Source organism: Acinetobacter sp. ANC_7553 (assembly GCF_056779895.1).
Map to the genome: position 1 here is coordinate 96,450 of NZ_JBWYIV010000012.1, position 26,486 is coordinate 122,935.

At 40.2% G+C, this 26,486-nt stretch carries 27 protein-coding genes; 9 read left to right on the top strand and 18 right to left on the bottom strand.

Annotation, left to right across the window (positions count from 1 at the left end; genetic code table 11):
- Positions 1-6 precede the first annotated feature (6 nt).
- The 7 genes from AC1M9I_RS10820 to urtA form a co-directional block, all read right to left on the bottom strand.
- On the bottom strand, positions 7-1,122 hold the full coding sequence (locus AC1M9I_RS10820) for an AAA family ATPase (protein ID WP_481611030.1): 1,116 nt from the start codon (positions 1,120-1,122) through the stop codon (positions 7-9).
- 38 nt (positions 1,123-1,160) lie between these two features.
- On the bottom strand, positions 1,161-2,204 hold the full coding sequence (locus AC1M9I_RS10825) for an aliphatic amidase (RefSeq protein ID WP_035264753.1): 1,044 nt from the start codon (positions 2,202-2,204) through the stop codon (positions 1,161-1,163).
- Between the two features lie 213 nt (positions 2,205-2,417).
- Positions 2,418-3,116: an urea ABC transporter ATP-binding subunit UrtE gene (gene urtE / locus AC1M9I_RS10830; protein ID WP_035264750.1), complete on the bottom strand. Its 699-nt coding sequence runs from the start codon at positions 3,114-3,116 to the stop codon at positions 2,418-2,420.
- 9 nt (positions 3,117-3,125) lie between these two features.
- Positions 3,126-3,884, bottom strand: a complete 759-nt coding sequence (urtD, locus tag AC1M9I_RS10835; protein ID WP_092766538.1) for an urea ABC transporter ATP-binding protein UrtD — start codon at positions 3,882-3,884, stop codon at positions 3,126-3,128.
- On the bottom strand, positions 3,881-5,047 hold the full coding sequence (gene urtC / locus AC1M9I_RS10840) for an urea ABC transporter permease subunit UrtC (RefSeq protein WP_481590162.1): 1,167 nt from the start codon (positions 5,045-5,047) through the stop codon (positions 3,881-3,883). The genes urtD and urtC overlap by 4 nt, the downstream gene beginning before the upstream one ends.
- Positions 5,048-5,066: 19 nt before the next feature.
- A complete protein-coding gene (gene urtB / locus AC1M9I_RS10845; protein WP_035264743.1) occupies positions 5,067-5,987 on the bottom strand; it encodes an urea ABC transporter permease subunit UrtB in 921 nt (306 codons plus the stop codon).
- Between the two features lie 79 nt (positions 5,988-6,066).
- The gene (urtA, locus tag AC1M9I_RS10850) at positions 6,067-7,305 is read right to left on the bottom strand and encodes an urea ABC transporter substrate-binding protein (RefSeq protein ID WP_179999684.1); all 1,239 of its coding nucleotides are present in this window, start codon (positions 7,303-7,305) and stop codon (positions 6,067-6,069) included.
- A 202-nt stretch (positions 7,306-7,507) separates the two neighbouring features.
- Between urtA and AC1M9I_RS10855 the strand changes: the two genes are divergently transcribed.
- From AC1M9I_RS10855 to AC1M9I_RS10865, 3 genes are all read left to right on the top strand, one after another.
- Positions 7,508-10,984 carry a hybrid sensor histidine kinase/response regulator gene (locus AC1M9I_RS10855; protein WP_481611036.1) on the top strand — a complete coding sequence of 1,159 codons (3,477 nt, stop codon included), beginning with the start codon at positions 7,508-7,510 and terminating at the stop codon, positions 10,982-10,984.
- Positions 10,985-10,987: 3 nt separating this feature from the next.
- Positions 10,988-11,908, top strand: coding sequence for a response regulator (locus AC1M9I_RS10860; RefSeq protein ID WP_481595713.1), 921 nt, complete (start codon positions 10,988-10,990; stop codon positions 11,906-11,908).
- 108 nt (positions 11,909-12,016) lie between these two features.
- Positions 12,017-12,418, top strand: coding sequence for a nuclear transport factor 2 family protein (locus AC1M9I_RS10865; RefSeq protein WP_481611031.1), 402 nt, complete (start codon positions 12,017-12,019; stop codon positions 12,416-12,418).
- Positions 12,419-12,486: 68 nt separating this feature from the next.
- Here AC1M9I_RS10865 and AC1M9I_RS10870 read toward each other — a convergent pair whose 3' ends face one another.
- Positions 12,487-12,984 carry an ureidoglycolate lyase gene (locus AC1M9I_RS10870; protein WP_481611032.1) on the bottom strand — a complete coding sequence of 166 codons (498 nt, stop codon included), beginning with the start codon at positions 12,982-12,984 and terminating at the stop codon, positions 12,487-12,489.
- Between the two features lie 93 nt (positions 12,985-13,077).
- Positions 13,078-14,085: an allantoicase gene (gene alc, locus AC1M9I_RS10875; protein ID WP_481611033.1), complete on the bottom strand. Its 1,008-nt coding sequence runs from the start codon at positions 14,083-14,085 to the stop codon at positions 13,078-13,080.
- A 212-nt stretch (positions 14,086-14,297) separates the two neighbouring features.
- Here alc and hpxO point away from each other — a divergent pair, with 212 nt between their 5' ends.
- Positions 14,298-15,455, top strand: coding sequence for an FAD-dependent urate hydroxylase HpxO (gene hpxO, locus AC1M9I_RS10880; protein ID WP_481611034.1), 1,158 nt, complete (start codon positions 14,298-14,300; stop codon positions 15,453-15,455).
- Positions 15,456-15,487: 32 nt separating this feature from the next.
- Here hpxO and AC1M9I_RS10885 read toward each other — a convergent pair whose 3' ends face one another.
- From AC1M9I_RS10885 to puuE, 6 genes are all read right to left on the bottom strand, one after another.
- Entirely contained in the window at positions 15,488-15,994 is a 507-nt protein-coding gene (locus AC1M9I_RS10885) for a GNAT family N-acetyltransferase (protein ID WP_092766530.1), read from the bottom strand.
- Between the two features lie 95 nt (positions 15,995-16,089).
- Entirely contained in the window at positions 16,090-16,839 is a 750-nt protein-coding gene (locus tag AC1M9I_RS10890; protein WP_035264928.1) for an outer membrane protein OmpK, read from the bottom strand.
- Between the two features lie 122 nt (positions 16,840-16,961).
- Positions 16,962-18,320 (bottom strand): nucleobase:cation symporter-2 family protein, encoded by a 1,359-nt coding sequence (locus AC1M9I_RS10895; RefSeq protein ID WP_481591961.1) that lies wholly within the window; start codon positions 18,318-18,320, stop codon positions 16,962-16,964.
- A 34-nt stretch (positions 18,321-18,354) separates the two neighbouring features.
- Complete coding sequence (uraH, locus tag AC1M9I_RS10900) at positions 18,355-18,681, bottom strand: hydroxyisourate hydrolase (RefSeq protein WP_481588786.1); 327 nt, start codon at positions 18,679-18,681, stop codon at positions 18,355-18,357.
- Complete coding sequence (uraD, locus tag AC1M9I_RS10905) at positions 18,678-19,181, bottom strand: 2-oxo-4-hydroxy-4-carboxy-5-ureidoimidazoline decarboxylase (protein ID WP_035264722.1); 504 nt, start codon at positions 19,179-19,181, stop codon at positions 18,678-18,680. The genes uraH and uraD overlap by 4 nt, the downstream gene beginning before the upstream one ends.
- 133 nt (positions 19,182-19,314) lie before the next feature.
- Entirely contained in the window at positions 19,315-20,277 is a 963-nt protein-coding gene (gene puuE, locus AC1M9I_RS10910; RefSeq protein ID WP_481594514.1) for an allantoinase PuuE, read from the bottom strand.
- A gap of 241 nt (positions 20,278-20,518) precedes the next feature.
- Between puuE and AC1M9I_RS10915 the strand changes: the two genes are divergently transcribed.
- From AC1M9I_RS10915 to AC1M9I_RS10925, 3 genes are all read left to right on the top strand, one after another.
- Positions 20,519-20,878, top strand: coding sequence for an HPF/RaiA family ribosome-associated protein (locus AC1M9I_RS10915; protein WP_035264715.1), 360 nt, complete (start codon positions 20,519-20,521; stop codon positions 20,876-20,878).
- 125 nt (positions 20,879-21,003) lie between these two features.
- Entirely contained in the window at positions 21,004-21,546 is a 543-nt protein-coding gene (locus AC1M9I_RS10920; protein WP_035264700.1) for an ankyrin repeat domain-containing protein, read from the top strand.
- 12 nt (positions 21,547-21,558) lie between these two features.
- On the top strand, positions 21,559-22,326 hold the full coding sequence (locus AC1M9I_RS10925; RefSeq protein ID WP_035264697.1) for a transporter: 768 nt from the start codon (positions 21,559-21,561) through the stop codon (positions 22,324-22,326).
- Between the two features lie 61 nt (positions 22,327-22,387).
- On the opposite strand, the gene AC1M9I_RS10930 is transcribed toward AC1M9I_RS10925, so the two are convergent.
- Positions 22,388-23,302 (bottom strand): alpha/beta hydrolase, encoded by a 915-nt coding sequence (locus AC1M9I_RS10930; protein WP_035264694.1) that lies wholly within the window; start codon positions 23,300-23,302, stop codon positions 22,388-22,390.
- Positions 23,303-23,445: 143 nt separating this feature from the next.
- On the opposite strand from AC1M9I_RS10930, the gene AC1M9I_RS10935 reads away from it, so the two are divergent.
- A complete protein-coding gene (locus tag AC1M9I_RS10935) occupies positions 23,446-23,883 on the top strand; it encodes a DUF2147 domain-containing protein (RefSeq protein WP_481594513.1) in 438 nt (145 codons plus the stop codon).
- 48 nt (positions 23,884-23,931) lie between these two features.
- Here the strand turns inward: AC1M9I_RS10935 and AC1M9I_RS10940 are convergent, their stop codons facing one another.
- Together AC1M9I_RS10940 and AC1M9I_RS10945 are read right to left on the bottom strand one after the other, a co-directional pair.
- Positions 23,932-24,282 carry a Spx/MgsR family RNA polymerase-binding regulatory protein gene (locus tag AC1M9I_RS10940; protein WP_481586888.1) on the bottom strand — a complete coding sequence of 117 codons (351 nt, stop codon included), beginning with the start codon at positions 24,280-24,282 and terminating at the stop codon, positions 23,932-23,934.
- Between the two features lie 431 nt (positions 24,283-24,713).
- Entirely contained in the window at positions 24,714-25,532 is an 819-nt protein-coding gene (locus AC1M9I_RS10945; protein ID WP_092766525.1) for an exodeoxyribonuclease III, read from the bottom strand.
- 38 nt (positions 25,533-25,570) lie between these two features.
- Here AC1M9I_RS10945 and pyrE point away from each other — a divergent pair, with 38 nt between their 5' ends.
- The gene (gene pyrE, locus AC1M9I_RS10950; protein WP_067727823.1) at positions 25,571-26,221 is read left to right on the top strand and encodes an orotate phosphoribosyltransferase; all 651 of its coding nucleotides are present in this window, start codon (positions 25,571-25,573) and stop codon (positions 26,219-26,221) included.
- Positions 26,222-26,486 lie beyond the last annotated feature (265 nt).

Consider the following 26,486-nt stretch of genomic DNA (forward strand, 5'->3'; position numbering starts at 1 on the left):
TAGGTCTCAGTGTTGTTGTGATGCTTCGTGTATCAGTAACGGATCAAGTTGTTTCACTGCAGGCTCAATCATCTGAATTTGAAGCTTCATATTGTCGTAATCGATGATGAATTCACTAATGTGCTTGTTGTTTAGAAAAGCTTTCGCGAGTGCAGGTTCAACTAACACTTTAAAACGACGGCTTAAACCCCGAGCACCAAATCGAACATCATGTCCTGAACTCAGGAATCGAATGGCAGCATCGGTCAAAGCAATGGTTCGACTTTGCTTTTTTAGACGTTGGTTCATTTTGTCAATTTCGAGTTGGACTAAGGTTGCAGCAAAATCAGATTCAACTGGCTGATAATGTAAGATTCGCTCAATTCGATTTAGAAACTCAGGATCAAACTTTTTATCGAGTGCTTTTGTCGTGATTTCACTGTCATCTAATTTCAAATGCTTGGCTAAATTCTGGAGTGGTTTTGGTAATTGACTGAGTTGTTTCAGACGCTTTTGAGCATCTTTGGCACCTACATTACTGGTCATAAAAATCATGCAGTTTTTAAAGTCTAAAACCTTTGTACCCGCAGTTAATTTTAAAGTTCCTGTTTCAAGCACATTGAGTAGCCCTCGAATGACTTCAGTACTGGCTTTTTCAATTTCATCAAAGAGAACAATGCCAGGTTTGGAGAAACTCCCTTGAATCAGGGCTTCATCGAATAAAGTATTTCCTTCTTTAGAGCCGACATAGCCTGGTGGGGCACCTGTCAGGGCGGCTGCATAATGCTCTTGTGCCAATGTATTCATATCAATTCGGCAGAATGCATCAGCTTTACCGTGTATCGCTTCAGCAATGAGGCGGACTGTTTCCGTTTTTCCTACACCGGTAGGACCTAACATCAGTGTGACACTTAAAGGACGATGAGCTGCGTTAAAATCTGCTTTCACTGTGGTGAGCATATTTTCAATTTCATCAAGTGCGGCTTCTTGTCCAATAATATGTTCACGTAGATGGGTCATCACGGCATCTGGTTCAAAACTGAATCGGGAAGTACGTGCTATACATTCCTTGCTTTGCATGTCATAGCGTTGTTTTGCCAAACTTTCCTGATTGGCATGTATACGGTCACTGGCAAATGTCATGTTCGAAACCTCCTGAAATCAAGTCGGACGAAGCTTCTTTAAGAAGCTTCTTTCTCTAACCCTTCGTGAGGTAAGTTGCCAATTGGGCACTCTGCAACGCCAATGGTTGAACGCGTAAACTGCTCAACATTTTCCTGTGCTTTTTGTGCGTCTAAGACCCATGTTTTGTAGAAGTCGAATGGACAATCGGCAACCCCTTTATCACCATCACCATTGTTGTATACGCCTGTGTAACCACGGTGTAGCAGCTTGAACAAGTGGTTTTGTGATTGATCGTATTTACGTGCATCACGTATTTCTGTGAGTGATAACTGTGCGTATTGGATACCATTTTCTTCCGTACCACATTCACCTAATGTACGTCCGTCAAAGCCGACCACTGCCGAATGTCCAAAGTAGGTATATACCCCATCAAAACCAGTACAATTGGCAACAGCCACATAAACGTTATTTGCCCATGCCATACATTTGGCCATATTGATTTGCTGTTCATCAGCCGGGTACATATAACCTTGGCATCGCACCACAAGTTCAGCACCTTTCATCGCACAGTCGCGCCAAATTTCAGGGTAATTGCCGTCGTCACAGATAATGAGTGACATCTTGATGCCTTTAGGGCCCTCTGTCACATAAGTCGTATCTCCAGGGCACCAGCCTTCAATTGGGCACCATGGAATAATCTTGCGATATTTTTGAACGATTTCACCTTTGTTATTGATGAGCACTAAGGTGTTATATGGCACTTTATGCGGGTGTTCTTCGTGCTGTTCTCCAGTAATTGAGAAGACGCCCCAAACATTTGCTTCAATACAAGCTTGAGAGAAAATTGCCGTTTCATCACCTGGGATTGTGGCTGCAGTTGCCATCATTTCATCATGATCATACATAATGCCCATGGTGCTGTATTCAGGGAAAACAATGAGATCCATGCCTGGAATACCTTGTTTAATCCCTTTCAACATTTCAGCAATTTTTTTTGCATTCTCAAGTACTTCTGCTTTGGTGTGCAGGCGTGGAATTTTATAATTCACCACTGCTACACCCACTGTATTAGGACTACTTGAGATATCACCGTGACGCATTCAACTTACTCCCCATATCTTTAAAATTAAAATCTATGTAAGGAGTTTCTCGTGAAATTGATCGATGCAAAATACGGTGAATTGCGTATATGAAGCGATATTTTGAATGAGTCTTTAGATCGAAATAACAATACCACTCCAACAAATGGTCAAAAAAAATCCCCCGAAAAATCGAGGGAGATGCCAAATTAAGAATTGATGAGATGACGTGCTTTAAACTGAAAGATATTTGCTAATGGTTGCTTCATCGACATTCGCTCTGACATCTTCATAAGCAAAACGGCCTTTATCGATGACCAAGAAGCGATCTGCCATCGCCATAGTAAAGCTCAGTACTTGCTCGGAGACCACGATAGTGAGGTCTCGTTGATCGCGAATTTCTTTTAGCGTTTTCGCAATATCTTTAATAATCGAGGGCTGGATTCCCTCGGTAGGTTCATCGAGCAGCAATACTTTGGGATTGGTGGCGAGTGCACGTGCAATTGCCAATTGTTGCTGTTGTCCACCAGATAAATTTCCCCCTTTGCGTTTACGCATATCCCAAAGTACAGGGAAAAGCTCATACAGATCGTCAGGTACTTTGCCATGGGCAGACGCAGGGAGACCTGTTTGAATATTCTCTAGAACAGACATGGTTGAGAAAATCATACGACCTTGAGGAACATAAGCAACACCATTTTCTACACGTTGATACGGGTCAAGCTTTTCTAAGTTTTTACCATCGAGCTTGATTTCGCCTTGAGTATTTTTAATATCACCGATAAGGGTTTTAAACAGTGTGGTTTTTCCCATCCCATTTCGACCCATAATCGCCACAATTTCTTTGGGTTGAATTTTAAGTTCTAGATCATGAATGACTTGGCTTTGTTTATAACCTGAACACAAAGAACTAATTTCTAATAATCCGCTCATAAGGCCTCCTTAGTGTCCGAGATAGACTTCAATGACTTTTGGATCACTTTGCACATCATCCATTTTTCCTGCTGCGAGGATTTTCCCTTGGTGCAATACTGTCACTTTATCTGCAATGGTTTTTACAAACTCCATATCGTGCTCAATCACGAGGACTGAGCGTCCTTTACTGATTTCACGAAGCAGTTGTGCTGTCTGTTCGCGCTCAGAAACACTCATGCCTGCCACAGGTTCATCCAGCATTAACAACTCGGGGTCTTGCATAAGCAACATCCCTATTTCAAGCCATTGTTTTTGTCCATGAGACAATAGGCCTGCGGAGGTGTGTAATAAATCAGTGAGGAAAATTTTTGAAGCGACTTCTTGGATACGCTCTTCGACATCTTTGGTTCGCTTAAAGAACAAAGCCCCAAACACATTACGACCACGTGGGAAAGACATTTCGAGGTTGTCATAGACTGAAAGGTTTTCGTAAATATTGGGATTTTGAAATTTACGACCGACACCTTTACGAACGATTTCGAACTCTTTGAGCTTAGTCAGTTCAATATCATTAAATTTGATCGTGCCAGAAGTTGCTTTAGTTTTACCGCAAATCAAATCTAACACTGTTGTTTTACCTGCACCATTAGGGCCGATCACCACGTGAACTTCGTTTTTATCGAGATAGAAGTTGAGATCGCTGACGGCTTTAAAGCCATCAAACGAGACTGTGAGATCTTCGATAACAAGTACAGGTTTTGCCATTTCTACGCCGACTTTACTCATTTCACACCTCCTTCTACTTCAATATTGCTATCTTTTTTGGACTCCGTGGGTTGATGGGGGATAGGCGAAGCCGTTGTTTTTTTATCTTTGAAGATAAGTGGGCGAACATATTTTTCATATAAGCCAGCTAAACCATTCGGTAAGAACATCACAACGCCTATGAACAATGCACCAAGGAAGTACAACCATACTTCAGGGAATGCTTCAGAGAAGTAAGTTTTACCGAGGTTAACTAAAACTGCACCATATACAGCTCCAATCAGTGATAAACGACCGCCTACTGCAGCCAAGATCACCATTTCAATAGATGGGACGATGCCAATAATCGTAGGTGACATGAAGCCGACTTGCAGCGTAAACATTGCCCCACCGACGGAAGAAACGACTGCCGCAAAGCAGAAGATAAAGACTTTGTACATTGAAACGTCATAACCAGAAAAACGTACACGTTCTTCTTTTTCACGCATTGCAGAAAGTAAGCGACCTAACTTTGAGCTGAGAACAAAGCGACTGATCATGATGACTGCGATGAGTAATAATGCATTGATGTAATACAGAACGTACTTTGCCTCATCCGTACGGATGTCCCAGCCATGTAATGTCTTGAGATCAGTAATACCGTTGATACCACCAGTAAAGCCTTGTTGACCAATAATCAAAATTGTCAAAATCGCCACAATCGCTTGCATGATGATAGAGAAATACACGTCTCCTACACGACGAGTAAACATTGCAAAACCAATAATAAAAGCCAATAAAATTGGAATAATTACAATCGCGAATAGGGTAAATGTGAAACTATGGAACGGTTCCCAGAACATTGGTAAACTGGTAATTTGGTTCCAGTCCATAAAGTCAGGAATACCGGGTGTGGTTTGAGCTGCTGTGGATTGCATGTCAGAAGCTTCGAGCTTGAGGAACATGGCCATACAGTAGCCACCGATCCCAAAGAAAATACCCTGACCTAAACTCAAAATGCCGCCGTAACCCCAGCACAGCACTAAACCAATCGCGACAAAGGCAAACGTAAGATATTTACCCATTAAATTGAGACGGAAAACATCTAAAAACATGGGCATTACAAATAGGATCAGTACTGCCAATATAGCCAGTCCAATCGCACCTTCTTTACCGCCTAACAAGGCATTCATTGGATTACTCATATCAATCTCTCCTGAATACCTATTTACGAACTTTGATTGAGAACAAACCTTGAGGACGTAACATCAAAATGATGATGACCGTCGCTAAGGTAATGACTTTGGCAACAGAGCCTGACAGGAAGAACTCTAGGATTGATTGGGCTTGTGCAATACTGAAAGCCGAAGCGATAGTGCCTAATAGACTTGCAGCTCCACCAAACACCACAACCAAGAACGTGTCTACGATATAGAGAGAGCCTGCAGTTGGACCAGTTGAGCCAATTGTCGTAAACGCCGCACCAGCAATACCGGCCAAACCACAACCTAATGCGAATGTTAGACTGTCCACACGCTTTGTATTAATACCAACGGCACCACTCATGAAACGGTTTTGGTTTGTCGCACGAAGCTGTAAGCCCCAGCGAGAACGATAGATGAGGAAATAGACGAAAGCGGTCACGGTGAGTGTGACACCGACAAGGAATAAGCCATTAATAGGAATATCAATCGTCTCTGTCGGTTGATAAGAGCCCATAAGCCAATCAGGTAGTGTTGGACTCACTTCTTTGGGACCAAATGTAGAGCGAAACACTTGTTGCATGATTAAGCTCAAGCCCCAAGTTGCAAGCAAAGTATCGAGTGGCCGCTGATAAAGCCGACTAATCATGAGCCGTTCGACCATATAGCCGATAATGCCTGCTGTCAGAAAAGCTGCCACAATCGCTACAATAAAATAATAGGGAAGCAATTGAGGAAAATAGCTTTCAGTCAGGGTTGAAATGACAAATGTGGTATACGCGCCTATTGTGAGGAATTCACCATGTGCCATATTGATGACACCCATTTGCCCAAAAATAATTGCAAGGCCCAGTGCCATTAACAACAGCACACAGAAAACAGAAAGACCATTAAAGCCTTGCATCGCAAATATTGCACCGAAGTCAGCTAAAGATAAATCCATCGCCTCATCCTCCAAGCTTTAAATAATAGGTTTGAAATGAAAAGATCAGGAGAGGGCTCTCCTGATCATGTGCTGTCGATTAGTAGCCTTTAGGGAATGGATTAGGCTTGATTAAACCTTTTGATTCGTAGACTACTTTGAATTGACCATTGGTTTGCACTTGTGCAATACGTGATTTGCTCCATAAATGATGATTGGCATCAATTTTCACGTAACCTTCAGGCGCATTTTTCATTTCGATGCCTGGAGAGGCTTTGGTAACTTTAGCAACATCAAAACTACCAGCTTTTTCAACTGCGGCTTTCCATAACCACGGACCAAGATAAGCGGCTTGAGTCACATCACCAATTACTGCTTTAGGACCATATTTCGCTTTAAATGCTTTTACGAAAGCTGCGTTACTTGGATTATTTAGACTTTGGAAATATTTCATTGAAGAGTAGAAGCCCTTCATATTTTCGCCACCAATACCCAGTAATTCATCTTCTGTCACAGAGAAGGTGAGCAGTGTTTGCTTATCGCCAGTCACGCCTGCAGCTTTCATTTGCTTGTAGAATGAAACGTTTGATCCACCTACCACGGCAGCGACAATTGCATCTGGTTTACGAAGTTTGGTTTTGTTAATTAAAGAACCAAATTGCGTATGGCCAAGCGGGTAGTATTCTTCACCGACGACTTTACCTTTCAACACTTTTTCAATGTGTGTACGGGCAATTTTCATGGTGGTACGTGGCCAAATATAGTCAGAACCGATTAAATAGAATGTTTTGGCTTTTTTCTCACGTGCAAGCCAATTCAGAGACTCAAGCACCTGTTGTGTAGCTTCTTGACCGGTATAAATCACATTTTTAGATTGTTCTAGACCTTCATAGAATGTTGGGTAATACAGAAGCGAATTATTTCGTTCAATAATAGGTAATACGGCTTTACGAGAAGCTGAAGTCCAGCAACCAAAAATTGCTGCAACACGATCCTTTTCAGTTAATTTTCGGGCTTTCTCAGCGAAAGTTGGCCAGTCAGATGCACCATCTTCTTGAACAATTTTAATCTGACGACCTAATACACCACCTTGTTTGTTGATCTGCTCAATGGCTAAGCGTTCTGCTTGGATGGCCCCTGTTTCAGAGATTGCCATCGTTCCCGTCGCTGAATGAAGCTGACCGACATAGACGAATTTATCATTTACGTTAAGTTTGGTTGTATTTACTTTTGCTGTCGCTGGAGCACTCGCAGTGGTCAAGACAGGTGCCAGTAAAAAAGGAACAGCGAGTAGTCCTGCGAGTAAGCCAGATGTTTTAACTTTAGATTTTAAGGTCATTGGTGTTCCCCTGATGAAGTGGATAAGGCCATTGCGCGATTTATTGTTTGCGCTTGCTATGGACTTAAGCCTAAGGGGTGTTAAAAAATGAGCATATACGTCACTTTACGTATATCGATGTTCCTCAAAATGTTTTTTGATGAAAGTTAAGCTGGGCATAGATTTTGCTAACTGTAAGGGTCTATTTAAATTGCCTAGCTTTATGGTTTCATCTAGCAATACTCCTCAAGCACCGCAACGGGTGATTCATACTCGCCGTAAATACAATACTTGGGTGGTTGATGAGAGTATTGAAGACTATGCACTACGCTACGCACCGAGGTCAGTAAGACGGTGGTCCCTTTGGACGGTGACCAATACAGCGCTTGCAGCAGTCAGTTTTCTAGCGATGGAAGCGCTTGGTGCAACCATGTTATGGCAATACGGCTTTAGCAATGCATTCTGGGCCTTAGTGGTCGTTTCAATCATTATCTTTTTGACCAGTTGGCCTATTGGATATTACGCGGCCAAATACAATGTTGATATTGACCTACTTACGCGGGGCGCAGGCTTTGGCTATATCGGCTCATCTATAACTTCAGTCATTTACGCCAGTTTTACTTTCATCTTCTTTGCTTTTGAAGCCGCTATCATGGCTTTGGCGCTTGAGCTTGGTTTAGGTGTACCGCTGAGTCTAGGTTATTTAATTTCTGCGCTTATTATTCTGCCCCTAGTGATCAAAGGCATAGGGTTTATTAATAAAGTACAAGCGTTTACCCAACCATTATGGATTTTTTTATTATTACTACCATGGTGCTTTGTTTTGGTGAAGCATCCGACTCTGCTCTCTGAAGTTGCCCTAATAGAAGGCGCGCAAAGTCAAAGTGCAGGATTCAATTTGGCTTTTTTTGGCGCATCTTGCACTGTTTTGTTTGCGCTGATTACGCAGATTGGTGAACAAGCTGATTATTTAAGATTTTTGCCAGACAAAAAAAATGCTCAAAAGAAATGGAATTGGGCGGTATTTTTAGGCGGTCCTGCATGGATATTGGTGGGATTCATTAAAATTTTTATGGGCATGATTTTAATGGTACTCGCCCTTAAATTTATGGTACCGAATCATGAGTTAAGCAATCCGAATTATCTATATTGGATCGCCTACCAACAAGTGATTGAGCATCCTGGTGCTGCATTATTTCTTACAGTCATGTTTGTGTGTATCGCACAGTTAAAGATCAACGTAACCAACGCTTATGCTGGCTCATTGGCATGGTCTAATTTCTTTGCACGCTTAACGCACAGTCATCCCGGACGTGTGGTCTGGTTAGTATTCAATATTTTTATTGCGCTATTGTTGATGGAGCTGGGTGTCATCCATGCGGTGGAGCGTGTATTAGGGCTTTATAGTAATGTGGCCTTGGCATGGGTGGGTGCCATCGTTGCTGATCTCGTCATCTGTAAGCCATTGGGGCTGAGCCCGAAAGGAATTGAGTTTAGGCGTGCTTACCTCTATGACATTAATCCAGTCGGTGTTGGCAGTTTATGTATTGCATCCTTATTGTCGATTTTATGCTACTGGGGATTATTTGGTGATATCGCAAAATCCTTAGCAGGATTTATTGCTTTAGGTTCAGCTATCGTCTGTGTCCCTATGCTTGCTTATTTTACTCGTGGCAAATACTACATCGCACGTCATGAAGATAAATCATTAAAACCAATAGAGACACAACGATGTGTGGTTTGTGAGCATGAGTATGAAATGGCTGACATGGCAACTTGTCCTGCTTATAACAATATGATTTGTTCTTTATGCTGTACCTTAGAAGCTCGTTGCCATGATTTATGTAAGCCTCATGCACGGTGGTCTGCACAACTTAAGCATTTTGCAGTTTGGTTTCTACCGCGCCAATGGTTGAGATACATCAATACTAGATTGAGTCTTTATATTTTGATGATCTTTGTTCTGAGTGTGGTTTTGGCAGTCAGTTTAAGTCTGGTTTATTTACAAGAACTGAGTAAATTCGGCACAGTATTTGGATCAACTCAACAGCATGAGTTGCTGATGCTATTTGTGAAAATTTATGCCGTATTATTTTTACTGTTATGTGTTGCAGCATGGTGGTTGGTGCTCAATGATGAAAGTCGCCGACAAGCTCAGCTTGAAAGTAATATGCAAACACAACTGCTCATGGACGAAATTGAAGCGCATAAAATTACAGATCGGCAATTACAAGATGCACGAACTCAAGCTGAAAAAGCCAATGAGGCCAAAAGTCGTTATGTTGTTGGGATTAGTCATGAACTGAGAACACCTCTAAATAGTATTTTAGGATATAGCCAGTTACTCAATAAACAAGAACAACTCTCTGAACAAGGAAAAGCTGCGTTGGCCGTGATTCGTCGTAGTGGGCAGCATTTAACGTCCTTGATTGATGGTTTACTTGATCTTGCAAGGATTGAAACAGGTAAAATTTCTTTAGAAATGTCGAATATTGAATTTCCGAAGTTTCTCCAACAAATCGTGAATATGTTTGAGCCACAATTCCAACAAAAACAACTGAAATTTACGGTCGAAATTAGTGAAAAAATACCACAATACGTGCGTATAGATAAAAAAAGACTTGAACAGATCCTTATCAATTTAATGGGAAATGCTTTGAAATTTACGCTCGAAGGAGAGGTGAAATTTCGAGTAGATTATCGCTTTCAGACGGCATATTTTGAAATTCATGATACGGGATGCGGGATTGCTGAAGCAGATCTAGAGCGAATATTCCAGCCTTTTGAGCGCGGACAAAATGTCGTACAAGGGAGCTTTGCTGGAACAGGTTTGGGTTTACCAATTGTTAAACTATTGGTGGATATTCTCGGTGGGGAGTTAAAGGTAAGCAGTACGTTAAAAAACGGTTCAATTTTTAAAATAAAACTATATTTACCTTCAAAGTCGGTCATTCATCCCATTGCTGATGTCGCATCGAATACGGTATTTGGCTATACGGGACATCGCCGTAAAATATTGGTCGTAGACAATGAAGCAACTGATCGTGGACTAGTTTTAAATTTCCTTAAACCTCTCGGCTTTATTCTTGAAGAAGCAGAATCGGGATTGCAATGTCTGAGAAAAGTCCCTGAATTTCGACCAGATTTAATTTTAATGGATTTGAGTATGCCTTTGATGGGAGGGTGGGAAACTGCGAAATTATTGAGAAATAATAAAATGACCAATGTTCCCATCATCATTATTTCCGCAGATGCCAATGAACGAATGCAGAACCCTGAAACCGATGTATTGAATGAAGACTTTCTGGTCAAACCAGTGGACTTAAATCTGCTACTGAACAAAATTGGAGATAAATTAGGCTTGAACTGGGTTCATCAGAATGAGCCAACTCAAGTCGCAGAAGAACCTCAAAAACAGGTTGAACCCTTACACTATGATAGTAACGCTTTATCTGTCAGCGTGATTGATGAGGATGATGTAGCACCAGAACAAGCGCTAATCAAACTAGAAGATTATTTGAGTATTGGTTATATCCGTGGAGCCAAAGAGATGCTCGAAATTTGCAAGAAACGCAATGTCTGTGATCCTTCTATATGGCAACACATAGAATTTGATATTCAACGCTTCGATACCCAACGTGCATTACAACGATTACACGAGCACCTATCTGATATCAGATCTGATTTGGAAGGGAGTTAAGCTATGTTAGAAAGCATTTTAATTGTGGATGATATTCCTGAAAATCTAAGTTTATTACATGAGAGTCTTGATCAAGCAGGCTATCAGGTCTTAGTTGCCACCAATGGTTTTACTGCTATTGAAATTGCGCACCGTTCACAGCCAGATATGATTTTATTGGATGGGAGTATGCCTGAGATTGATGGTTTTGAAACCTGTATCCAGCTTAAAGCAAGTCCAATGACTGAGCACATCCCTGTCATATTTATGACGGGTTTGACGGAAACCGAACATATTGTAAAAGGCTTTCAAGTCGGGGGCGTAGATTATGTGACAAAGCCACTGAATATCGATGAAGTACAAGCACGTGTCAAAACGCATTTACTGCAAGCCCGTTTAATGCACCAACAGAAACAAATGCTCGATGCAACAGGCAGTGCAATTTTGTCGATGAATATGGATGGGGAAATTATTTGGCAGACACCTGTAGTGCAAGGTTTATTAACGCAACATGGAATTGATATTACTCATTTTAGAAAGAGTATAAATCAGTGGTTAAAAGCACTTTTCCAGCAATCTTATCAAGAAGAAATGCTACATGGTCAATATGGTCATGGGCATCAGCAATTACAATTAAATTTATTGACCAAGCTGAAAGAAGGACAATTACCTAAACATGTTTTGGTTCAGCTCAAAGAGCAAACACACATGCCAAGTGTTGAGGAGATCGCTCAAGCTTGTCCGAATTTAACACCACGTGAGGCTGAAGTTATGCATTGGGTAACGCTTGGCAAAACCAACCGAGATATTGCAGAAATTTTGGAGTTGAGTCCTCGCACCGTGAATAAACATTTAGAGCATGTTTTTGAGAAGCTGTTTGTGGAAACGAGAACTGCTGCGGTATTACATGTGATGTCAGCTTGTCAAAATCAAGCAGTCGTATAGAACTCATCGTTTCTAGCAAAATCTTTAAATCGCTATACCAGCTGATAGTGATCTTTCACTCTCCCTTCATTAACCTCTTTTTATCCTAAGATAAAAAGAGTAAATAAAATGAGTACGATCAATTCACATCAAATCATAGAACAAATGTTTGAGGCATTTAGGTCTCAAGATTTACATGCTGCTGTTGCAACAGTAACTGAGGATACGGTATGGATTCACCATGGCTCACAAAAACTGCCTTCAATTCGATTTGAAGGAAAAACGGGTGTAGAACAGTTCTTCAATACCAATTTCACAACCATGCATGTCGCATACTTTGATATTTTACGTATGGTCAAAGAAGGTAACAAAGTGGTGGTTTTTGGACGCGAAAAATTTACGATTGATGGTCAAGATGGTGAATTTGAGCAAAAATGGGTACAAGAGTACACCATTGAAAATGGACTGATTTCAAGAATGGAAGAATATGCGACATCGGTGAATGACACTGATTACCTAGTTGTAAAATAATAGTCAAAGATGGACATAAAATTAGATGGTCTCATGATCTGCATAACTGAGATGCATAAGCACCAGATTCAATGTGATATTTCAATTTGATCAAACTTAAACACATCGCAATTAGGTCCACTGCCAATCTGATCCACCACCGCAAAATCACTCGGGCTTTCCAATGTTAAAAGTGGATGATGCCAAGTCCCCGCCCGATAGTTCACACCTTGAGAGCCATTGGTTATAAAAGCTTGTAGGTTTGAAATATCGGGCTGATCCGCATTTAAGTTTGGTGCAACCACTACTAAAAACTTTTGTCCCTGCATCGGAATGAAAGCTTGTGATCCATGAGGATGACGTTCAAGCATTGAAATTTTGAACGGAATATTGGTACTTTGAATATTTCGAAAAATACTAATCCCGGCTTTGGCATCGCCAATAATTTCAGTGGTCACTAAAGCATGATAGCGCTCTGTATGCGCATCGTTAATATGAAAATAATCATTTCCTTGGCAAGCAATGACGTCACCAAAAGGTGCAAAATTTTCGGAGGTTAAAGGCTGTAGGGTAATGGTATGCATCATAATAATTCGCTAAAAAGATACTGCATTTTCAATTTAGAATTCAGTCGAAAATGCAGTCAAAATAAGATCACTTTAAAAGTAACAAATGCTCAACTAAGGATTTACTTTACCCCAGACGCGTATACGACTAATCCCTCCATCAGGAATCATATTCACCCGAATATGAGAAATTTTTTCGTGTCCCAATACTTCATTTACAAAGTTATGAATGTGATCCATTTGCATTGGTTGAGCATCTAATAAGAAAGGCCAAAACATACTTTGTGGAATCAATTGAGGATCCGTTGCATCTTCTATATAAATGGCTTGAATGGACACTTCAGCAGGATAATTTCCTTTAAAGTGGGCTGTATCAATCTCGATCTTTTCAATGTGACCAGCTTGCCCTAAAGCTAAAATACACCAGTCGAAACCGGGTGCACGACGGCGTACGGTTTCCCAACCATCACCCATATTAACCCCACGTCCTGGATTGATCAGATTACGTGGATGTCCGAAGTGTGCATCACTATAGGCAATAACACGTCCACCATTTTCAAGTGCAAGCAGGTCGAGGGTTTGGCTTTGATCTTGGATTTTAACGCTGACTTCACCATATACGCGGAATCGTGCGATACCCCCATCTGGAAAAATATTTAAACGAAGATGGGTAAAGATCTGATTCATTGAAACTTCAAAGACATGGTGCTGACTTGGTCCCAATATACTATTTGGTAAAATTTGGTGCCATTCAGTATCATCTAAGTTTTCATTTGGTGCATAACACCCTTCTACTGAAGCAGAAGCGGGATAATTACCACTAAAAAAAGTGGTATCAATATCGAGTGCTTTAATTTTACCTGCAACACCTAACTGAACAATCGCCCAATCATAACCACTGTGACGTTTACGACGAGTTTCCCATCCATCCATCCACTTGCCATGATCATCAAATTTACCTTCTACAAAGATAGGCGCATCAAACTGAAGCATACGTTGAGCTTCAGCAAAAAATTCATCAGAACATGTTGTGACTTTTGCACCAATTCGGGCATCTGCAAGGTTAGTAAGTTGCTGTAAATGAGTAGGGATTTCAAATTCCGGTGCCAATAGTGTTGCCATGTCATCTTCCATTATTGCTTTAAAACTTGATTCTTATCAAAAGAATGCATTCTTAGAATCATGATGCGTTGTTATGTCGCATCTGCTTAAGGGCTTTAAAAAGAATGCACAGCATGTGCCAACCTTGCACTTATGTAGCGCTATATTGGTGGAAATGGCACGTTTTTCGCTTTAAGCAGTGGGTTAAAGCAAAAAAAATTGTGGAAGTAAAAATGAATATCACCATTATTGGTGCCGGAATGGCAGGATTAACGACCGGAATTGCGCTGAAGAAATTTGGTCATCAAGTTTCAATATATGAACAAACTGAAAAAATTTTACCCGTGGGTGCTGCGATTTCATTGTGGTCAAATGGTGTGAAATGTTTGAACTATCTAGGACTCACGGATCAAGTCGCTCAACTTGGTGGGAAAATGGATCACCTTGCTTATGTCGATGGGCTCACGGGTGATGTCATGACGCAATTTAGTTTATATCCATTGATTGAAGAAGTCGGGCAGCGGCCTTATCCTGTTTCTCGCGCTGAATTACAAAATATGTTAATGGATGAGTTTGGACGTGAAGATATTCATCTTGCAAAAAAAATGATCGGACTTGAGGATCAAGGTGATGACGTCAAAATCCATTTTGCTGACGGAACACAAATAACCACGGATTTATTGGTCGGCGCGGATGGCACTCATTCGATCACGCGTGCCTATGTTTTAGGTGAGCAAGTGGAGCGTCGTTATGCAGGTTATGTGAATTGGAATGGGTTGGTCGAAATTTCTGAGTCGCTGGCACCTGCTGATCAGTGGACCACCTTTGTGGGAGAAGGGAAGCGAGCTTCTTTAATGCCAGTCGCAGGTAATCGTTTTTATTTCTTCTTTGATGTACCACTTGAATTAGGTTTGGAAAATGATCGTACTCAGTATAAAAAATTACTAAAACAATATTTTGACGGTTGGTGTCCGCAAGTACAAACTTTGATTGATGCTATTGATGAACAGCGAACCAATCGTGTTGAAATCCATGATATAGAACCATTTGCAGATTTCTATAAAGGGCGAGTGGTGATTGTTGGCGATGCAGCACATAGTACAACACCTGATATTGGGCAGGGCGGTTGCCAAGCGATGGAAGATGCCATTTATTTGGCTCGGGCATTACAGATTAATACATTGGGAATTCAGGATGCGTTAAGACGTTATCAAAACAAACGTAATGAACGCACTGCTGAAATGGTATTGAGAGCGCGTAAACGTTGTGATGTGACGCATATGAAAGACGAATCGATTACTCGTGAATGGTATGAGGACTTAAGAAAAGAACAAGGACCTCATATTATGAAAGGTATTATCAGTAATATTGTTGGAAATCCTTTGGATTAAGAGATTTTAACTAAAAGGGCTAAATGCCCTTTTTAAGTATTTAGATTCAGTTGGAATAAGACGAGATTGCGCCAAGATCCAAATTTTTGTCCGACTTCAGGTAAATAGCCTGTTTGTTTAAATCCAAAGTATTCATGTAATTTGATGGATGCAAAATTTTCATGATCTATAGCAGCGATCATGACATGAATTTTATGTTGGCTTGCGTATTGAATTAAATGTTGGAGTAAAGCTTTGCCTAAACCCAAACGTGTAAAATTGGGATGAATATACACAGAGTGTTCGACAGTTTGTCTAAAACCACTGATCGCTCTAAATGTACTATATTCAGCATAACCTGCAATTTGTTGGGTGAGTTCGTTTTCAACCACAAAAATAGGGAAATGATCTATTAGATGCTGACGATACCAATTCTGATAATAATAAATGTCTTGATCTTGCTCATTCCATGTTGCAAAACCATTCAGAATTTCATCGTTGTAAATATCTTGGATTTGAGTTAAATCCTGTTCAGTTGCGAAACGAATTTTAAAAGACATTTTTTATTCTAATCGTCAGTATTTATAACTTTATTTTGATTATTGAGCATAAAAAAAGCAAGACACTAGTCTTGCTTTTTTATTATAAATATCAATTAGAAATGATATTTAACCAATGCGCTTACATCGTTTTGGTCTTGACCTTTTTGACCGAATTTATTGTTCCAGACAGAGTGTTCAACACCTACATACAATTTGGTTTTTGGAGAGATATGTTTACCAACATTCCATTTATATTGGCTTGTCCAGTTCAATTCACTCGCATGACCAGGACCTTCATTTGTAGACCAATCAAGGAATGCATCTGCCAAGAATTCTTCATTGCCTAGCTTGAATGGAACAGCGTAAGTGATCGTCATTTGGTAGTCATCTTCAGTCAAGTCATTGTCAACTCGATAGAAGTTAATATTTGCATATTGCGTGTAAGGAATATCTAAAGCAAAGCCTACGCCATACAAGAAGTTATTGAACTCAGTATTGTTGTTATAACCAGCGTTGTGTTCCCAAGTCGTTGCAATCAATACATCTTTGATTGGACCAGCGCTTAGTTTTTGGCCAGAAACTTCACTTAAACTTAATCGTGGAGCTAATTCAAGATAAGTTGAATCACCATCTTTTCCGCCCCATTGTTGATCGACGAAAAAGAAAACATCAGAGTACTTAAGCTTTGCAGCATATTCAGCAGTGATGGTATAGCGTTCACCTTCTTGTTGAGAGAAAGGGTTTAGGTAGTTATCGCCATAAAGACCAGTTAGGCTGAAATCTTGCCAAACAATTGGACTTGCTTGAGTAAACGCTGCTGTAGAAGCTAATGCGCAAAGTGCTGCGATTTGATTAAGTTTCATAAAAGAATCCCCAGAGAAAGCGGTAACAGAATAACGATTCTTTTGCAAAAATAAAGCCAAAAGTGGATGAAAGGAAAAATTAATGCCCACGTATGCAGGCATTGATACAAAGATGGTTTAAATTAATGATGAGAATCAATTATTTGTTTACTTTTAATACTAATTTTCGGTCCAAATAATTTTAAGTGATTAAATAATATATTGAGGATTATCGCCATTAAGCAGGTTGAGCTAATACCGGAATGGAACAAGGTTTGGACCCATTTTGGGAAGTCGGAATAGAACGAATGGTCAATAATGGGTACCATTCCTGCAGCAATTGAAGTCGCGACAATAATTAAGTTTTTCTGATCGTTATAATCAATTTTTGCCAGTGTACGGATACCACTCGCGGCTACTGTACCAAATAAAACAAGGCCAGCCCCCCCAAGTACAGGCACAGGAATCGCTGCAATAAAACGCCCCATCACTGGGAGTAATCCAAGTACGACCAGAATTATCCCGCCAGCAGCGACAACATAGCGACTTTTAATCCCTGTTATTGCAACTAAACCAACGTTTTGCGCAAACGCACTTTGCATAAATGAACCAAAGATCGGTGCTGCTGCACTTGATAACATATCTGCGCGTAGACCATCTGAAATACGTTTTGAATCTACATCGGTACCGATAATTTCACCGACTGCAATAATATCAGCTGTAGTCTCAGTCATAATCACGAGGGTAACAATGATCATGGAAAGTATTGCTGTAAACTCAAAGGTCGGCATACCAAATGCAAAGAAGCTAGGAACCTGTAACCAATGACCTTCCCCAACTTTGCTAAAATCACCAAAGCCAAACATAAATGCTAAGACAGTGCCAAGAATAATTGCCAGTAAAATTGAAAGGCGTCGAATTGTGGCACTGCCAGCCATATTCAATATTATGACGATTGCAAGCGTCGCTAACGCTAAACAAATATTTTCAGCACTTCCCCAATCAGGTGCACTTTTATTGCCGCCCATCATCCAACGCACAGCAACTGGCAGGAGTGATAAGCCTATGATTGTAATTACACAGCCTGTAACAACTGGGGGAAAAAATCGAATAATTTTAGAGAAGTAGGGCGCTAAGAAAAACCCTAAAAGTGATGCCACAATGACGGCACCATAGACTGCCTGTAATCCGCCACCTGTGGTGACAATTGCGACCATTGTGGCTACACCAGCAAAAGAGACACCCTGAACCAAGGGCAATTGTGCACCAATATGTTTAACGCCTATGGTTTGTAAAATTGTCGCTAAGCCACCGACAAATAAAGCAGCAGCGATGAGTAGCCCAATTTCCATACCTGATAAGCCTGCAGCCGTACCCACGATCAGAGGAGGCGCTATAATACCACCATACATGGTTAAAACATGTTGTAAGCCATAAGCAGCACTTTTACCAGTACCAAGATATTCATGTTCGGGTGATTGTTGTTGTTCGTGTGCAGTCATAATAAATCCCTCTATATTTTAAATTTGCGAGTGCTCAGCTGCCACGATAGGTGGAGTAGGCATAAGGGCTAATGAGCAAGGGAATGTGATAATGTTGGTGAGCATCGGTTACTGAAAAATGAATGACGGCTTTTGGAAAAAAAGTTGGGATGTTCTGCGCTGAGAAATAAGCTTGCGTCATAAATTCGATGCTGTATTCAGCGACATCAATTTGATCGAGTCCAAAATCTGCTGCTGTCACACGTCCATCAGAATTGGTTTTGGCTATCGCTAATAACTCTCCAGACGCAGAAAAAAGCTTAACTTCAACATTACTTGCAGGACGTCCAAGGTGGGTATCTAAAATATGTGAGCTGATCATGCTTGAATTTCCTGTGAGAGGCGCAGTAAAGCAATTTCTAAAAGTTGGCGATGGACGATTCTTTTTTCAGTCTCAAAATCGTTTAGCAAGCGGTATTCCAATGCAGTCAGAATCTCTTCACTATTCAAACCAGAAGCTTTAATCAGAAAAATAAAACCGAATTTTTTTTCATAGGCCAAGTTGCCTTTATATAACGCATCTAAAACTTCTTGATCATGTGTGATGCGTGCTTGTTCACGCCTTGAAAAAGTTTGTTCTTGTTCTGATAATTCAATTTTTGCTTTTCTTTCGCCAATCCTTGGGTGTGTATTTAGGGCTGCTAAAATTTCATCCCATGTCCATGTAATGGCATGTTGTTCAGCATACTTTAATAGTCCTTCTCGTGTGTCAAAAGGACCGTAATGAATGATTTCCTCGCCCCATCGTGGGATATGAACACATTGCAATAAAAATGCTTTCTGATGTTCAACAGATGTTTGATTAAATTCTGAAAGCAACACAATTCAAACCTATACATTGAAACTTTAGGCTTAAATTGCAATAACAATGCCAACGTAGATTTGGTGGAAAAAGTGACTGAAAAAAGATCAAAAGAGCACCTTATAAAGCACTCTTTTTCTCGTGAATGTGAAATTATGGTGCGAAATGATCGATCCAATGTTGCGCAATATCTCCACGACGACAAATCCAAACATGTTCATGAGATTGAACATAGTCTAAGAACTGTTGTAGTGCCTTGAAGCGTCCTGGGCGTCCTAAAAGACGGCAGTGCATCCCAATAGACATCATTTTTGGTGCAGTTTCCCCTTCGGCATACAAGACATCAAAGGCATCCTTTAGATATTGATAAAACTGTTCACCATGATTGAAGCCACCTGCTGAACTAAACTTCATGTCGTTGGTGTCTAGGGTATAAGGAATAATTAAATGCGGATGCTGCTCCCCATTGGGATGGGTGAGCTGTGTCCAAAAAGGTAAATCATCGCCGTAATAATCACAGTCGTATTTGATTTGAGGAAATTCAGTCAAAAGTTGACGTGTGTTGGGACTATCTCGACCTGTGTACCAACCGATTGGGGCTTGTCCGAATAGCGTTTCAAGTACACTAATGGCTTGATCCATATGCTGCCTTTCGGTCTCAATATCCATATTCTGATAATGCAACCAACGTTGACCATGCGATACCACATCGTAATCCGCAGATTTAATTGCTTCGACCACATCTGGAAGACGTGCCAAAGCCATTCCCACACCAAAAATAGTCATGGGTAATTGACGTTTCTTGAACTCATTGTGAATACGCCAAAAACCGACTCTTGACCCATACTCATACATTGAATCCATTGACATATGCTTAGCAATAAAACTGGCAGCACCAACGATTTCAGATAAAAATTGCTCTGAACCTTGATCACCGTGCTCAATGTGGTTTTCACCACCTTCTTCATAATTTAAGACAAATTGCACTGCGATACGCGCTTGATTAGGCCAATGAGGATGAGGTGGATTCGCCCCATAACCTCTTAAGTCTCTGGAATAAGGTGCATTTTGAATCGAATCAATAAGCGCCTGTCCGCGTAAGTAAGTACTTGTCACAATGAGTAATCCTTTTATTAATTTTTTAAAATACCACTTGCATATTTTTGAGTTAGGCCCGATATTCAAAGTATAAGGACACGGTTCTGCAGACTCAAAAAGTGTTCATCATTCAATGTGGAGGGACGTATTCCAAACAGCAATTGAAGATGTTCGATGCAATTAGATTGCAAGCTACAAACGTGCCAAGATAAAAAGTTTTGCACAAAAATGATTCAGAAGAAGAGTGAGGATGATATTTATGAACATAGAAATCCGTACAGATAAGAATATTCAAAACAGTGAGCGATTAATTGATTATGTACGTGCAGAACTAAATACAGAGTTTCAACGCCATAGTGAAAGAATTACCCATTTTTCGGTTCATTTAAGTGATGAAAATGCCCATAAAGGCGGTGCAGACGATATTCAATGTATGATCGAAGCTCGCCCAGCTGGACTAAAACCAGTTGTGGTCAATCACAGAGGTCATAATATCGACACAGCGATTCATGGTGCGATTGACCGATTAAAGCGTAGTCTTGAACATGTATTCGAGAAAAAAGAGAACCCTCGTGGAGCGCCCATCCAACTGAAAGAAGATGAAGTGGATGTGGAATAGCAAAAAGCCCTTCGGGGCTTTTTTTTTGAATAAAATTTTGAATGAACAGTTTTGATTTATTTAATTGAATAATGATCTGCATTATTAGGCATAATGTCGTTATAGATAAATAGTAGAGAAAGTAAATGCTAACAGCACATCAACAAGTGTTTTTACAGGCCTTAGAAGAATTAGACCTAGCACAGGTACAGCGCCTGTTAGCAGAAGGTTTAGATCCAAACTTTATCGCAGGAGAGAAAGGCCCTGCGGTTTCTGTGTGGTCAGACACTTTATTTCAATGGTGGGAAGAAATTTGTGAAGCGTATGAGCAAGGAAATGCGCTTTCAACAGAAGAAAAACAACAGAAATTACAAGTACATCTTGATATTCTAGATGCACTGATTGCAGCGAAAGCTAATTTCCATTTATGGGATGCAGAGGAATGTTACGGCCCACTTTGGGATGCTGCGAGTGCTGCATGTGTGCCTGCAGTTCAACGCTTACTTGATCATCAAGTTGATCCTAATACCAAAGATGAAGAGGGGAATACCATTCTGAGTTCAATTAGTGATTTATTTTTCGACTGCGATTTTGATACCATTGATTGGTCACAGGCTTTACCGGAAGAACGTGAGACACTCGAGTTATTACGTAGCCGTGGCGCAAAAATGACGAAAGAATTAAATTAATTTGGGTGCCCCATGACAAAATTAAAACAACTGAGCTTGATACTTTGCTCAACTGCGAGTGTAAGTGCGATGGCTGCAGATTTTGCCTTCGATCGACCTGGTACGAGTTTCAGCACAGGCATTACGCCCGTAGGTCAATTGGCATGGGAGCAGGGACTTCCAACTGCACAGTATGTTGAAAGTACTGAAAATGGTTTTAAAAATAAATCATTGCGACTCAATGCTGATGTCCTGTTGCGTACGGGATTGAGTAAGAATACTGAGCTTCAATTGGGTTGGGATGGCCCAGCGTGGGAGCGGACCCGAATCCAAAATCGAACTGATGACCATGATGGTTTAGGTGATGTTTCTGTTGGGATTAAGCATCACGTTGACTTACAAGATGATCAACTGAAAATGGCTATTTTGGCGCAAGCTAAAATCGCAACAGGAAATGATCGTTTTACTTATGTTGATGATATTTACACTTTGGGCTCATCTGTTGAGTATCAATATAACGATACTGTAACGACAGGAATAGGAATGTTCTATTCAGCTCAAAATAGTGATTGGTCTGTGACTGCTGTCCCGACAATTGGCTATAAAATCGTGGGTAATTTATCGGGCTATTCTGAAGCAGTATTTACCAAGAAAGAAAGCCAAGAGCGAGAGTATGGACTGGCATCTGGTTTAATCTATGCCTTGAATGATCGTGCGCAGTTAGATGCAAGCATCGGTGTAGACCTAAGTGGATCCGATCGAAGTTATCATGGTGGATTTGGTGTCTCATACTTATTCTAAATGAATAAAAAAGGAGTAGCTTACGCTACTCTTTTTTATGTTTACTTCAGTTTTGATTCAATCAGTCTTTATCCAAACGATGGGCAAACTCTGCGATATCGGTCAAAGCTTGCTTTGCTTCATCAAACCAAGCGCTAAACATTTGGAAGTTATGCCACATACCGGTGTATAACTTAAACTCAACATCTACTCCAGCTGCTTTAGCCTTTTCTTCAAATCGCGTAGAGTCGTCTAACAAAATTTCTTTTGAACCCACCTGAACCAATGTCGGTGGCAATCCTTTGAGATCTCCAAAAATTGGGGAAATTTCGGGAATTGAGACATCTACACCTTTAGGAACATAATGATTTATGCCTGCTTCTAAAGCTTCAATTGACAATAAAGCATCATGCTTTTGATTGTAGCGTAGAGATTCACTGGTCAAAGTTAAGTCAAGAAAGGGTGACATTAAAATCAAGCCACTTGGAAGAAGTTTTGGATTTTCTTCTTTTAAACGTAAAGCCAGTGCAAGTGCTAAATTGGCACCACAAGAATCGCCAGATAAAATAATATCTTTCGGTTGAGCACCTTGCTCTACCAATAATTGGTACACATCATAGATTGCTTCTCCGAGATCGGGGAAACGTTGTTCAGGTGAAAGAGGGTAATCGATATGTAGCACTTGCATTTGAGTCCGAAGTGCCATTTCAGTCATCAATGCGCGATGTGTATTTAACGATCCTAAAAAGAATGCGCCACCATGAATGTGAAAAATGAGCTGAGTCGTTTCAGGTTGAGGCAAAATTTCTTCGGCACGAATACCTGCGATTCTTAGTTTTCGAATACTGACATCTTTGGACTGTGGAAAAACACGCGTCATCTGCTCTAAGGCAACACGAAGTACGGTGGGGGGAAGATTAAAGCGACTCGGAAAGCGAAGACTCGTTTTTAAAAAAGACTCTGTTATGTATTGTTTCAAAACCGGATTGATCTTCATTGTTTTTCCATATTAATGAAATTATGTTTATTATCAGCACACAGCATTACAATGGTACACTAAATAGTCACATTCAAAAATTGCTTAAATGTTATCAATTTTTAATAATATTAAAGTCAATTCAGCAAGGGAAACAAAAAACAATGAAAAAAATTGCACTAACGTTAGGATTACTCGCTTCAGCAGTATTTGCAAATGCTGCAGATCCACTCAATGGTACCGTGTGGAATACGATTGATGAGAAAACTAAAAAAGCTAAAGCTTTTGTAAAATTCACTGAACAGCCAAACGGAACATTGAATGCAACGATTCAGAGTGTTGTCACACCGGGTCAAGAAAATTCATGTACGAACTGTGAAGGTCCCTATCACAAGAAATCTTTAAAAGGTTTAACCATTGTGAAGGGTCTTAAAAATGTAGGTGGAGCGAATTACGATGGTGGTTCAATCTTAGACCCACAATCTGGAAAAACTTACAAATTGAAGGGTTCATTGAAAGACGGTGGTCAAAAGCTCGAACTTCGTGGTTTCATCGGCGTATCAGCGCTTGGTCGTAACCAAACTTGGGTACGCGTGAACTAATTTAAGATTCATAAAAAAGCCGAGTAGTTGCTCGGCTTTTTTTATTTCTTATTTCTTTAATGCTTTTATCGCATTCTCATCAAAACCTACTACATAACCTGATTCAGTAGTGATCACTGGTCTTTTAATAAGGCTCGTATGTGTAGTCAGTGCTTCAATCAAACCCTGTTCAGATGCAAGGGCAATTTCTTGATCTTCCTCAGACAATTTACGCCAAGTCGTTCCCTTTTTATTGAGGACAAGTTCAGCACCAAGATCATTTAGCCATTTTTGTACTGTTTCAGCGTCAATACCTTGTTTCTTATAATCGTGGAACTCATAACTAAGCCCCAACTCATTGAGTAAATCGAATGCTTTTTTCATCGAGTTGCAATTTTTAATGCCGTAAACTTTAATCATCTCTAACAGTCTTATTCATTGTGATCAGTCTAGAGCTTAGCAAAATTTACGCAAAAACATAAATGTGATCAGAATATTTTAAATAGGTTTGAAATCTACAGTGTGGCTTCATGGTGGTTATCAATAAAATGGTGGAAAATTTCTTATCTTAAAATTTGTATTGATCTTTTAAATAGAGAAAACCCGCATTAAATCATCCTGATCATGCGGGTCTCAATTCAACGTCCAATGTCTTCATCCTTGGAAAATAAACCGAAATTTATTTTCTTTTCATCCTACGGCTTCCAATCCCTATTGTCATCCTGACATGTCCCTGTGCCGTGCGACAATAATGCACTGAATTAGTCGGAATAAAAATACGTTAACACGACAAGATTTGTGAGCAATTAGCGTGCATTTAGTAAACAGTTGTTCACTCAGTTTGCACGGCACTAAATTTTATAATCGATAATGACAGGGGCATGATCGCTAAACCACGTTTCTTTATATACCCATGCATTCACAGTACGATCTTTCCAATCTGGTGAGCAAGCTTGATAGTCAATCCGCCAACCCACGTTCTTGGCACGGGCTTGTCCTCGGTTTGACCACCATGAATAAAGTTCTGCTTCTTTACGCACTTCACGGAAGGTATCGACATAGCCTAAATCATCATAGATATGATCGAGCCATGCACGTTCATGTGGTAAACAACCTGAAGCTTTTTGATTGCCTGACCAGTTCTTAATATCAATGCGTTTATGTACGATATTATAGTCACCGCAAACAATCACAGATTTACCTTCATCGCGCCATTGTTTCAAGATCTGCTTGTATTCATTTAGAAAGTGATCTTTACGGGCTTGTGCTTCTTCACCAGAAGAACCTGATGGTAAATAGAGTGAGCAAATATGAGCTGTTTTCTCTAAGCCTAGATCAAATTCTGCTGAGATAAAACGACCTTGTGAATCAGCCAATTCAAAACCCAGACCATCGGTAACTGAGATAAACGGCAAACGACTATAGATTGCGGTACCAGCATAGCCAGGACGCTCAGCTGGGAATAGGTGTGTATACCAACCTTCTGGCTTAAATTTATCTGTCCATTGTTCGTGTGTAATACGGGATTCTTGCATGCAAATGACATCGGCATCTGAAGTTGCCATCCAGTCAAAAATTCCTTTTTTTTCTGCAGAACGAAGACCATTTACGTTGATTGATACGACACGTAAAATTTTTTGATCACTAGGATAGCTACTCTTTGGTATCATGCTCGAGTTTAACCTCAATTTAATAAATGGAGCACCTCATGACAGCGCAAGCGGCATTTAATCCACAAGCTTTTATCGAACTGGCATTATCACGTGGTGTGCTTAAATTTGGTGAGTTTACTTTAAAATCAGGTCGTGTGAGTCCTTATTTTTTCAACGCCGGTTTGTTAAATGACGGTGAAGCCTTAACTGGCTTGGCTTCTGGCTATGCAGCAAAATTAACTGAATGCGATAATGTTGAAGTGATTTTTGGCCCTGCGTATAAAGGTATTCCATTTGTAGCAGCAACGGCTGTAGCATTGTCACAAAACCACGGTGTAAGTGTACCTTGGGGCTTCAACCGTAAAGAAGCTAAAGATCACGGTGAGGGTGGTGTGCTTGTGGGTGCTTCGGTAGAAGGTAAAAAAGTGTGGATCATTGATGATGTAATCACTGCGGGTACAGCCATTCGTGAAGTTGTGACCATTTTAAAAAATGCAGGCGCGCAAATAGCGGGTGTATTGGTTGCGCTTGACCGTCAAGAAAAAGGTCAGGGTGAATTGTCTGCGATTCAAGAAGTTCAAAAAGAGCTTGAAATTCCCGTGCATGCGCTTATCACAATGAAAGATTTAATGGATTACTTAGATGCTAAAGGCGACAAAGATGCTTTAGCGAAAATGGAAGCGTACCGTGTGAAGTACGGAATCTAAGTCTTATAAAGTTCTACTTAATATTAATGTGAAACATTGCTTAATAAATAAGCGTGGAACGTGAAGAATCTATAAAAAAGCCCAGATTTATAGGTCTGGGTTTTTATATCGATATAAGTTATTGATTTGTATTTAATAAAAAATCATTTCGCATAACGCCTATTATGTTAAATAGGGGGAAGATGAAAGGATTTTTTCCTAGATTTTCATAGAATCTAAAAAGTTTGATATGCTCAATATCTAAATAAAAAAATGTATGTGAAAT